The sequence below is a fragment of the Nocardioides plantarum genome (genome assembly GCF_006346395.1).
Classification (GTDB): Bacteria; Actinomycetota; Actinomycetes; order Propionibacteriales; family Nocardioidaceae; genus Nocardioides; species Nocardioides plantarum.
Genome location: NZ_VDMS01000004.1, coordinates 302,840 through 314,067 on the forward strand (window position 1 = coordinate 302,840; position 11,228 = coordinate 314,067).

The 11,228-nt window shown below is 72.2% G+C and carries 10 protein-coding genes; 5 read left to right on the forward strand and 5 right to left on the reverse strand.

What is annotated here, in order from left to right; translation table 11 throughout:
- Nucleotides 1–15: 15 nt before the first annotated feature.
- A complete protein-coding gene (locus FJQ56_RS17685; protein WP_140010907.1) occupies nt 16–780 on the reverse strand; it encodes an isoprenyl transferase in 765 nt (254 codons plus the stop codon).
- A 176-nt stretch (nt 781–956) separates the two neighbouring features.
- On the opposite strand from FJQ56_RS17685, the gene FJQ56_RS17690 reads away from it, so the two are divergent.
- The 5 genes from FJQ56_RS17690 (at nt 957) to FJQ56_RS17710 (ending at nt 6,676) form a co-directional block, all read left to right on the forward strand.
- Nucleotides 957–1,595 (forward strand): M15 family metallopeptidase, encoded by a 639-nt coding sequence (locus FJQ56_RS17690; protein WP_140010908.1) that lies wholly within the window; start codon nt 957–959, stop codon nt 1,593–1,595.
- Between the two features lie 72 nt (nt 1,596–1,667).
- Nucleotides 1,668–2,618, forward strand: a complete 951-nt coding sequence (locus FJQ56_RS17695; protein WP_281284699.1) for a serine hydrolase domain-containing protein — start codon at nt 1,668–1,670, stop codon at nt 2,616–2,618.
- Between the two features lie 123 nt (nt 2,619–2,741).
- Nucleotides 2,742–3,311, forward strand: coding sequence for a PadR family transcriptional regulator (locus tag FJQ56_RS17700; RefSeq protein WP_140010910.1), 570 nt, complete (start codon nt 2,742–2,744; stop codon nt 3,309–3,311).
- A complete protein-coding gene (locus FJQ56_RS17705) occupies nt 3,308–4,021 on the forward strand; it encodes an ABC transporter ATP-binding protein (RefSeq protein ID WP_140010911.1) in 714 nt (237 codons plus the stop codon). The genes FJQ56_RS17700 and FJQ56_RS17705 overlap by 4 nt, the downstream gene beginning before the upstream one ends.
- A 3-nt stretch (nt 4,022–4,024) precedes the next feature.
- Nucleotides 4,025–6,676, forward strand: a complete 2,652-nt coding sequence (locus FJQ56_RS17710) for an ABC transporter permease (RefSeq protein ID WP_140010912.1) — start codon at nt 4,025–4,027, stop codon at nt 6,674–6,676.
- 30 nt (nt 6,677–6,706) lie between these two features.
- On the opposite strand, the gene recO is transcribed toward FJQ56_RS17710, so the two are convergent.
- From recO to FJQ56_RS17730, 4 genes are all read right to left on the reverse strand, one after another.
- Nucleotides 6,707–7,435, reverse strand: coding sequence for a DNA repair protein RecO (recO, locus tag FJQ56_RS17715; RefSeq protein WP_140010913.1), 729 nt, complete (start codon nt 7,433–7,435; stop codon nt 6,707–6,709).
- Between the two features lie 7 nt (nt 7,436–7,442).
- Entirely contained in the window at nt 7,443–8,324 is an 882-nt protein-coding gene (locus FJQ56_RS17720) for an alpha/beta fold hydrolase (protein WP_246084229.1), read from the reverse strand.
- Between the two features lie 35 nt (nt 8,325–8,359).
- Complete coding sequence (gene leuA / locus FJQ56_RS17725; RefSeq protein ID WP_246084230.1) at nt 8,360–10,096, reverse strand: 2-isopropylmalate synthase; 1,737 nt, start codon at nt 10,094–10,096, stop codon at nt 8,360–8,362.
- Nucleotides 10,097–10,400: 304 nt separating this feature from the next.
- Nucleotides 10,401–11,108 (reverse strand): hypothetical protein, encoded by a 708-nt coding sequence (locus tag FJQ56_RS17730; protein WP_140010914.1) that lies wholly within the window; start codon nt 11,106–11,108, stop codon nt 10,401–10,403.
- Nucleotides 11,109–11,228 lie beyond the last annotated feature (120 nt).

Consider the following 11,228-nt stretch of genomic DNA (forward strand, 5'->3'; position numbering starts at 1 on the left):
CTCGACGACTGACCGTCAGGCCCGGCCGTAGCGCCGGTCGCGCTCGGCGTAGATCTCGATCGCCCGCCACAGCGCGAGCCGATCGACGTCGGGCCACAGGATGTCGGTGAAGACCATCTCGGCGTACGCCGCCTGCCACAGCACGAAGTTGGACAGGCGCTGCTCGCCGGAGGTCCGCCACACGAGGTCGGCCTCGGCCTGCTCGGGCACGTAGAGGTGCTTGGCGAAGGTCTTCTCGTCGACCTTGTCGGGGTTGAGCCTGCCGGCCGCGACCTCGCGCGCGATGGAGCGGGCGGCGTCAGCGAGCTCGGCGCGACCGCCGTAGTTGACGCACATCGTCAGCGTGAGCACGTCGTTGTCGCGGGTGAGCTCCTCGGCGACCTGGAGCTCCTTGATCACCGACTTCCACAGCCGGGGCGCGCGTCCGGCCCATCGCACCCGGACCCCGAGCTCGTGCATCTCGTCGCGCCGCCGACGAATGACGTCGCGGTTGAAGCCCATGAGGAACTTGACCTCCTCAGGAGACCTCGTCCAGTTCTCGGTCGAGAACGCGTAGGCCGAGACGGCCTTGACGCCGATCTCGATCGCCCCCTCGACCACGTCGAACAGCGAGGACTCCCCCGCCTCGTGCCCTCGGGTCCGCGGCAGCCCACGCTCCTTGGCCCAGCGCCCGTTGCCGTCCATCACGATCGCGACGTGCTTCGGCACGAACTGCGCCGGGATCGCCGGCGGTCGAGCCCCGGACGGGTGCGGGGTGGGGGGACGTACGGCACGCTTCACAGCCCCACCCTAGGCAACCGTGTGGCGTCCGGTCGTCGGCGTGCAGGTCAGTGCGACCGGTCCCGCACGTCTGCCACGCGCGGTGGGTCACGCCGAGGAACGCGACCACGGCCAGGACCGAGCGGCGGCCGACCCCGACCGTGGCCGACCCCCGTGGCGGAGCTAGCGTCTCCCGGATGACCTGGGACGACGTGGTGCTGATGTCCGATCCCGCCGTGGTGTCGATCCCGGTCGCCGATTCGGACGCTGCGTTGGTCGACACCGACGGACTCATCGCGTTCACCGGCGAGACGACCGACGCCCGTCACCTGCGGCAGCCCGTGCTCGACCGACTCGTCGACGCAGCGGCCGCACTCCCCGACGACCTCGTGCTCGCCCTCAACGAGGGCTGGCGTCCGCCTGCCCTGCAGCGCTTCTACTTCGAGCGCTACGCCGCACGCCTGCGCACCGAGCGACCCGGCCTCACCGAGGTCGAGGCACACCGACTCGCCAGCCGCTTCGTGTCTCCTCCGGAGATCGCCCCGCACACGGCCGGAGCAGCCGTCGACGTGCTGCTGACGACTAACGACGGACAGGTTCTCGACCTGGGGTGCCCGATCGACGCCTCGCCCGAGGCGTCGGACGGACGCTGCTACACCCACCACCCCGGCATTGGGCACGAGGCACGGCTCCTACGCCTCGAGCTGCACCGGGCGATGAGTGGGGCCGGCCTGATCAACTACCCCACCGAGTGGTGGCACTGGTCGTGGGGCGACCGCTACTGGGCTCACGCGACGAAGGCCCCGCACGCCGTCCTCGGACCGGTCGCGGTCTGACGTCTCGCCTCCAGCACGTCGGGGACTCGAGCACACCGTCGATAGGCTCCTGACGTGGCCGGGTTGGAGCGAGTGGACGTCGCCCCGCTTCGCGCAGCGGCGGGGCACGCGGTCGTCGGCACGAGTGTGGACAGGGTCAGGGAGTCCGTGGGCATCGGCCGCGCCACCACCGCGTCGTCCTTTCGAGTCGCGTCACTGACCAAGCCCCTCACCGCCGTTGCCGTCCTCCGGGCGACGCAGCGTGCCGGCATCGGTCTGGACGCGCCGGTGCTCGACGTGCTGCCCGGGCTGAGGGCGGACTGGGCTGCTGATCGCGACCTCACCATCGCCGAGGTGCTGGCGCAGACCTCGGGGCTCGCACCGACCGTCTCCGGGGACGACATCGCCCGCCTCGGGGACCACGACGGAGTCGCCCTCGACGCCGCCCGGCTCGTCGTCCGAGCCGGCAGCATCCGTTCGCCCGGACTGCGCTGGGAGTACTACAACGGCAACTACTTCCTGGCCGGTGCGCTGGTCGCGACCCTGACGGGCGAGCCCTTCGAGGAGGCGGTGGAGAGCCTGGTCCTGAGGCCGTGGGGGCTCGCCAGCACGTCGTTCGCCGTCCCGCCGGACCTCACGCCCGGCGACGACCGGGGACGACGGGTCGCAGGCACGGCCTACCCTCGCGGCCGGCGACCCAGCGGCGGCCTGTGCTCGACGGTGGAGGACGTGCTGTCGTTCGGTGAGCACCTCCTCGACGAGCCGGACCTCCTGGAGCCGACGCGGACCGCGCGCACCCGGGCGGGAGACCCGATGAGGTACGGCCTGGGATGGGCCCTCGGTCCGTCCGGTCAGCTGTACCTCAACGGTCGGCTGCCCGGCTACCGCGCTGCGCTCCTGCTCGTCCCCGCAGCCCACCTCGTCGGCGTCGTGCTGGCCGCCGACTCGGCGAGCCTGCCCGCGGCAGCACGGATCCTCAGCGACCTGCAACGCGACCACACCGGGGACGACCTGACCCTGGCGATCGACACCTTCGCCGCCTGACGCCCGCGCTCCTCGAGAGACGCCGTCCTCCCCGCTCCCACCCACGGGGCACCCGGTCGATGCCGACGCGCCAAGATGTCCGGTCCTTGCGATGTGCGTACGCGGTATGCATACTCCGTATCCATGAGCATCCCGCACGGCCTCCTGGCCCTCCTCGACCGTGGCCCCATGTACGGCTACCAGCTGCGTGCCGAGTTCGAGCACACCACCGGGTCCACCTGGCCGCTCAACATCGGCCAGGTCTACTCGACGCTGGCCCGGCTCGAGCGCGACGGACAGGTGAGCGCCCTGGACGTCGACGGGGAGGGCCGCCAGCGCTACCAGCTCACCGACCTCGGCCGGGAGACCGTGCGCACCTGGTGGACCCGACCGATCACGCTCGGCGACCGGCCCCGCGACGAGCTCGCGATCAAGCTCGCCCTGGCCGCCGCGACACCGGACCTCGACGTCCGCTCCGTGGTGCAGGCCCAGCGCACCTCGACCATGCAGCGGCTCCAGGAGCTGACCCGCCTGAAGCGTGACGGTGAGGGCGACGACCTCGCGTGGACCCTCGTGCTCGACAACCTGCGCTTCATGGCCGAGGCCGAGCTGCGGTGGCTCGACCACTGCGAGCTGACCCTCACCCGAGTCCGCCCCGCGACCGCTTCCCGCCCCACCACCGTCCCCGCCCCCACGAAGGAGACCGCCCGATGAACGCCCTCTCCCTGGTCGACGTCGACCGCATCCACGGCACCGGCAACGCCGCCGTCCACGCGCTGCGCGGTCTGACCATCCACGTCGCTGTCGGCGAGCTGGTGGCGGTGATGGGGCCCAGCGGGTCCGGCAAGTCGACCCTGCTCAACCTCGCCGGTGGCCTCGACCGCGCGACGGCCGGGCAGGTGCTCGTCGACGGGGTCGAGCTCGGCGACCTGGCACCGCGCGACCTGGCCAGGCTGCGACGGCACAAGGTCGGCTACGTGTTCCAGGACTTCAACCTCATCCCGTCGCTCACGGCGGCCGAGAACGTCGCGCTCCCCCTCGAGCTGGACGGCGTGCGCGCCCGGGTCGCGCGCGGCCACGCCTGCGAGGCGCTGGCCGACGTCGGCCTGGCCGACCTGGCCGACCGGCTGCCTCAGGACATGTCCGGCGGGCAGCAGCAGCGGGTCGCGATCGCCCGTGCGGTGGTCGGCGAGCGCACCCTCATCCTGGCCGACGAGCCGACCGGCGCCCTCGACTCGGGCACCGGGGAGCAGGTGATGCGTCTGCTCCGTGAGCGTTGCGCTCGCGGGGTCGCGGCCCTCCTGGTGACCCACGACGCCGGCCACGCGGCCTGGGCCGACCGGGTCGTCTTCCTGCGCGACGGTGCCGCAGTCGACGACACCGGCCAGTCGGCTGGGCCCGAGTCGCTGCTCGCGGAGGTCTGAGTCGTGAAGCGGATCAACCGCTGGCGTCCCGCACTGCGGATCGCCTGGCGCGACCTCCTCGCCCACCGCATCCGCACCGCGGTCCTCACGCTCCTGGTGGCGCTGCCGATCACGGCCGCCGTGGTCGCCTCGACGCTGGAGCTGACCGAGGACTTCTACTCCGCCAACTCCCTCCAGACCGACTACGGGTCCGCCGACGCCAAGATCACCGTGACCCCCTGGCCGACCGTGACCTCGACGCTCCAGGACCAGGGCCGCTACGCCATCTACGACGAGCCCCGAGGAGCCGCACGCGCCGAGCGACGCGCCCCCGGAGCCGTCGACCTCGCGAGCCTCCTGCCACCCGGTTCACGCGTGACGCAGACCGGTGAGGTGCAGTTCCAGCTCGCCACCGGCGGCACCTTCGTCGCCACCATCGCCGACCTCGACGACCCGTTGGTCCACGGCACCACCGATCCGCTCGTGGCGGGCCGTGCGCCGTCGGCACCCGACGAGGTCGCCATCCCCCGGCTGGTGGCCGACGAGCTCGGTCTCCTCGACGGGGCGGAGCCGGCCGATGACGCCAGCGTGGCTCTCGCGGACGGCACCGCGCTGCGGGTCGTCGGGATCATCGACCCCGTCGTCGACACGACCATCCACGACCCCCGCTCGTTTGTGCTGCCGCCCGGCACCTCCGTCCTCGAGGGCGTCACCCGTGACGCCTACGCCGGTGGTCCGTGGATGCCCAGGTACCTCGTCGACCTGCCCGACCTGTCGACCGCCGAGGCGATCGAGCTGCACGACGACCTGGCTGCCCACGGGATCTCGTCGTGGATGCGCGACGCCGCGGAGCACCCGCGCGCCTGGGGTCAGTCCGCCCCGACTCCCACCCCCGCGGATCCGGCTGCGGTTGCCGCGGGCGCCGTGGTCCTCGGGATTGGCTTGACCGAGGTGCTCGTGCTGGTGGGCGCCGCGTTCGCCGTCGGCGCGCGACGCCAGGCCCGCACCCTGGGCCTGCTCATCACCACCGGGGCCTCCCCGGCCGACGTCCGCCGTACCGTCCTGGCGCAGGGACTCTGGGTGGGCGTCCTGGCCGCCGTGCTCGGTACCGGCGGCGGGCTGGCGGTCCTCGGCTGGGGCCGCGGGACGCTGGGACGGCTGGGATCGACGACCTACTACGACTACTCGTTCTCGGTCGGCACCATCCTGGTCGTCGCGGTCCTCGGCGTGGTCAGCGCGGTGCTCGCCGCCGCGATCCCGGCGTGGGGCATCGGTCGGATGACCGCGGTCCAGGCCCTCGACGGGCACGTCGCGGTCGCGTCCGGGCACCGCCACCGGTTCCGCAACCCCGGTCTGGGCCTCGTCGGCGCGGGGCTGCTGGGGCTCGTGGTCTGCGGCTCGTGGATCGCCCGCACCTTCGCCACCCCGCCGGCGGCCGCCGCCCCCGACGGCAGCGCGGTCGATCCCGGCACCGTGGCTCCCGCGGCATCCCTCGTTCCCGTCGTCTTCGGCGGGCTGTGCGCCCTGGTCGTCCTCGTCGGCACGACGCTGGCCCTGCCGTGGCTGATCTCGGCCGCCGGCCGGACCAGCACGCGCGGCTGGCTCCCCTGGCGCCTGGCCACCCGCGACGCCACCCGCAACCGGGGCCGTACGACGGCCGCGGTGCTCGCCGTCGGCATCGTGACCATGGGCGCGGTCTTCGCCGGGATGGGTGTCTCGGCCGCCGACTCGATCCCCGAGTCGGACACCGGGAGCGGGCTGCCCGACGGTGTCGGCGTGATCTCCCTGGCCGAGGGGCAGGGGGTCGACGCCCCGAGCATCGCCGCGCTCAGTCGCACCCTGCACGACGTCGTCGGCGCCGAGGAGCTGCTGATGACGTGGACGCCTGTCCGACGGTGGCGCGACCTGGTCGGCCCGGGGGGCGAGCCCGTCTGGGTCGTCGACGACGCACTGCTGGCCCGGGCCGGGGTGTCCGACAAGGCCCGCGCCGCGTTCGCCGAGGGCTCGGCCCTCACGGTCGCCTCCGCACCCTCGGGACGACTCACGATGCACGCCGGACACGGACAGCGCGACCTGAGCCTGCCTGCTGTCCAGGTCCACGTGGACACGTCCTGGGCGACCGACGCAGCAGCCTGGATCTCCGTGAAGACCGCAGCCGACCTCGGCGCCACCACCCTGCGCGTCAACCCCGACGCGTGGTGGGTGGCCGGCCCCGACGGCCTGCACGCCGAGGACTCCGAGCGGCTCTCGCTCCACGGCATCTCGGCCTTCACCGGGCTCGAGAGCTACGACAGGGTGGACCAAGGTGCACTGGTGCTGGCCGGGGCGCTCGGAGTGCTGGTCGTGACCGGCCTTGTGGTCGGGCTGATCGTCGCCCTGTCGGCCGCCGAGGCCCGCGAGGACGCTGCGACCCTGGCCGCCGTCGGCGCCCCGCCGTGGTTGCGCCGCGCGACCTCGGCCGGGCACGCGCTCTACGTCGGCGGGCTCGGCTCCGGCCTCGGCCTGCTGCTGGGCCTGGCCGGCGGCGCCTCCCTGCTCCAGGTGGTCGGCACCCCCGGCACGCCGGTCCCATGGGCGCCACTGGGACTGCTCGTGCTCGGCGTACCGCTGCTGTGCGCCGGGGTCGGGTGGGTGGTCGCCCCCACGCGGCTGACCCTGACGCGCCGGGCTGGATGATCCCGCGCCCAGGCGACGGCTGCTGTCGCGTCAGCGCGTGATGTGGGCCCAGGAGCGCAGCTGCCGCTCGAGGTGCCAGGTCAGGAACGCGGCGACCAGCGAGCTGGCCTCGCGCAGGTGCCGTTCGTCGGCGGCGTGGACGACGGCCCAGTCGCCAGCGAGGAGCGCGCCGAGCACCAGCAGCGTCTCGGGGGCCGGAGCGGCGGAGCCCGGGAGGCGGCAGGTGACGCAGAGGACGCCGCCCATCGAGGGGTTGAACCATCGGTGCGGGCCCTCGATGCCGCAGTGGGCGCAGTGGGTGAAGGTCGGGGCGTAGCCGGCGACGGAGAGCGAGCGCAGGATGTAGGAGTCGAGCACCTGCAGGGGCCGCCGGTCGGCGTCCGACAGTGCGCGCAGGCCGCCCACGAGCAGCAGGAACTGCTGGAGCGAGGGCTCCTTCTCCTCGGTCACGAGGCGCTCGGCGGTCTCGAGCATCGCGGTGCCCGAGGTGTAGCGGTCGTAGTCGCTGCCCATGCCGGCGTGGAAGAGCGAGCGGGTCTCGGCCTGGGTGACGATGTCGAGGTTGCGGCCCTCGGCCAGCTGGAGGTCGACGTGGGTGAAGGGCTCGAGCCGCGAGCCGAACTTCGAGGTCGTACGACGCACGCCCTTGGCCACGGCGCGGACCCGGCCGTGGTGCCGGGTCAGCAGGGTGATGATGCGGTCGGCCTCCCCCAGCTTGTGGGTGCGCAGCACGACCGCCTCGTCGCGGTAGACGGGCATGCGCCCATCATCCCTGCTCCCTGGTCGCGCCCCCCGTACGACGCGCGCGACGGCGGGCCGGTCGCTTCCAGCACCCGAGGACGAACTCGACCGCCGCCTGGTCGAGCCGCTCGGGCCGCACCCGCCACTCGAGGATGCTGTGGGCGGTCACGAACGTCGCCCCGGGCATCTCGTCGGCCAGCATCGCGGCGTCCGCGGCGGGGTGGATCGGGTCGGCGGGGTGACCGACGACCAGCGCGGGCATGGTCATCGCTCGACGCGCGGCCGACGACGGCGCGATCCGGCCGAAGAAGATGCCGTGGATGACGGCGGCCATCGAACCGGCCTGCTGGTTGCCGGTGTCGAGCACGACGCCGGCCCAGAAGGGGACGACCCCGCGGGGCACGGCCTTGGTGATCCGGCGCACGCCGCTGACGGCGAGCGGCGCGAACCGAGCGGCGAACATCAGCGGCGCGAACGCGACGATGCCGGCCTCGACGGCGTTGTCGAGGACCGGCATCTCCAGGACCAGGCCCCGGACCCGGTCGGGCGCGAGGGCGGCGACCTCGAGCGACACGTTGGCCCCCAGCGACGTGCCACCGACGACGGCCTCGGCGGCGCCGAGGTGGTCGAGCAGCGCCAGGACCTGCTCACCGAAGGCCGTCACCGAGTAGACCAACGGGTCGGCGGGACGGTCGGACCGGCCGTGCCCGAGCAGGTCGAGGGTGACCACGTGCACGCCCTGCGCCGCCAGGGCCCGCGCCAGCGGCCGGTGCATGCGTCGAGCCATCAGCTGGGCGTGGACGAGCACGACCCACTGGTCGCCGCCGCCGTACTCGGTGTACTCGAGTCGGTCGCGCCCCGAGCCGCTCTCGAGGAAGAACTGGCCGATGCGCTCGGAGACCAACACGCAGTGGACCCTAGGGCAGCGGTCGGGCGGGTCGCTCAGCCGACCCGGTTGACCGCACTGATCACGGCCTTGAGCGAGGCGGTGACGATGTTGGCGTCGAGCCCCACGCCCCACACGACGTGGTCGCCGACCGCGCACTCGACGTACGCCGCCGCGATCGCGTCGCCGCCGGCGCTGAGCGCGTGCTCGCTGTAGTCGAGGACCCGGACGTCGTAGTCCTGCGGGAGCCCGTTGATGGCGTCGCAGAAGGCCGACAGCGGTCCGTTGCCGACTCCCTCGAGGCTGCGCAGCTCTCCGTCGACGAACACCCCGACGGTGAGGGCGTCCTTCTCCCCGGCCGCCGAGCTGGTGTGGACGGAGTCGAGCCGCAGCGGGGTCTCGCGGTCGAGGTACTCGGCGCGGAACGCGGCCCAGATCTCGGCGGGGGTGACCTCGCCGCCCTCGGCGTCGGTGTGCTGCTGGATGACCCGGCTGAACTCGATCTGAGCACGCCGCGGCAGGTCGAGCTTGTGCTCGGTCTTGAGGATGTAGGCGACGCCGCCCTTGCCGGACTGGCTGTTGACGCGGATGACGGCCTCGTAGGACCGGCCGACGTCCTTGGGGTCGATCGGCAGGTAGGGCACCGCCCACGGGTGCTCGTCGACGCCGTGTCCCGCAGCGGCCGCGTCGCGCTCGAGGGCCTCGAAGCCCTTCTTGATCGCGTCCTGGTGGCTGCCGGAGAACGCGGTGTAGACGAGGTCACCGCCGTAGGGGTGCCGCTCGTGGACCGGCAGCTGGTTGCAGTACTCGACGGTGCGGCGTACGTCGTCGATGTCGGAGAAGTCGATCTCGGGGTCGATGCCCTGGGTGAACAGGTTGAGACCGAGCGTCACCAGGCAGACGTTGCCGGTGCGCTCGCCGTTGCCGAACAGGCAGCCCTCGATGCGGTCGGCGCCGGCCAGGTAGCCGAGCTCGGCCGCGGCGACGGCGGTGCCCCGGTCGTTGTGGGGGTGCAGCGACAGCACGACGTGCTCGCGGTGGGCGAGGTGACGGTGCATCCACTCGATGGAGTCGGCGTAGACGTTGGGCGTGGTCATCTCGACGGTCGCCGGCAGGTTGATGATGACCGGCTTCTCGGCGCTCGGCTCGAAGACCTCGAGCACCTCGTTGCAGACGCGGACGGCGAACTCGAGCTCGGTGCCGGTGTAGGACTCGGGGCTGTACTCGTAGAAGACCCGGGTCTCGGGGACGCCCTCCTCGTACTTCCGGCACAGCCGCGCGCCCTGGACCGCGATGTCGGCGATGCCGTCCTCGTCGAGGCCGAAGACCACCCGACGCTGCAACGTCGAGGTGGAGTTGTAGAGGTGGACGATGGCCTGCTTGGCGCCCCGGATGGCCTCGTAGGTGCGCTCGATGAGCTCCTCGCGCGCCTGGGTCAGCACCTGGATCACGACGTCGTCGGGGATGAGGTCGTCGTCGATGAGCTGGCGCACGAAGTCGAAGTCGGTCTGGCTCGCACTCGGGAACCCGACCTCGATCTCCTTGTAGCCCATCTTGACCAGCAGCGTGAACATCTCGAGCTTGCGGGCGGGGCTCATCGGATCGATGAGGGCCTGGTTGCCGTCGCGCAGGTCGACGGCACACCAGCGCGGAGCCTTCTCGATGCGCTTGGTCGGCCAGGTGCGGTCGACGAGGTCGATCGGGATGAACGGCTCGTAGCGTCCGTGGGGCATGCCACTGGACTGCTGCGAGCCGGTCGGGTGCTCGGTCGAGGGGTTCGGCGTGGTGGTCATGTGCTTCTCCTGCTGGGTGGCTGGGCGGGTGCCGGCGCAGCACTCTCTCCGCAGCGAGGAGGACGGCGGCCTAGGTGGCGGGAGCCTCGCTGCGGCAGCGAAGAAGAAGTCGACGCATCATGACGTGCCCACCATAGCCCGAGGTCCGCGGCGCCGGCGGTGCCGCGTGCCGGATGGTGGGACGCCGTACCCGGGACGCAGCAGAGCCCGGCCGCACCGACGAAGGCGTCGGTGCGGCCAGGCTCGGAGCGCGATCAGCCTCGGTCAGCGAGTGACCGGCGGGTGATCAGCAGGTGATCGGTGATCAGGCCGGGATCTTGGCGGTGATCGTGGCGACGCCGATCTTGGTCTGGTCGGTCAACGCGTCGGTGCCGAACGTCTGGTTCAGCAGGTCGGCCGCACCGGCGGTCAGGAAGACGCCGGAGCCCTGGAGCACGGCCTCGCCGTTGTCGAACGTCGGGGTCTGCAGGGTCCGACCGTCCAGGCGCAGGACGGGGATGCTGCTGGCGACGACCTTGCTGCCGGCCATGACGTCCCCGTAGACGATCGAGACGGTGGGGTCGACGTTGAAGTTGCCGACAGTGACCTCGGTGGAGCCAGCGGTCAGCGTCAGGCCGGAGCCCTCGTGCTGGACCTGACCGACGACGTAGCGCGGGACGGCGTCCTTCTTGAAGACCGTCACGTTGCCGCCGGTGATCGGGAAGATGATCGAGCCGTCCTCGAGCTTGGCGGTGCCGGACACGCCGGGCGTGACCTTGAGACCCTCGAGGGCCTTGAGGGTGTCGGGGTCTAGCTTGACCGCGGTGGTGCCGCCGTCGGTGCTCAGGTCGCCGATCGAGGCGACCGGCTCCGGCACACTGGCGGTGCTGCTGGAGCTGCTCGAGCTGCTGGAGCTGCTGCCCGAGTCGTTGTCGTCCTCGCTGCCACACGCGGCGAGGGGCACGGCCAGGAGGGCCAGGCCGGCGATCGAGGCGAGGGTCTTGGTGGTGCGCTTGCGGGTCGTGGAGTTCATGAGAACTCCTTTCACGTCGGAGGGGGTTGTTGCTTACGGGCGGTGGTTCGTGGTGCCGACCGTCCGGGGATTGGATCCGGACCGAGGTGTCTACTTCGGGGTGAGGTCACGAGCGACGCG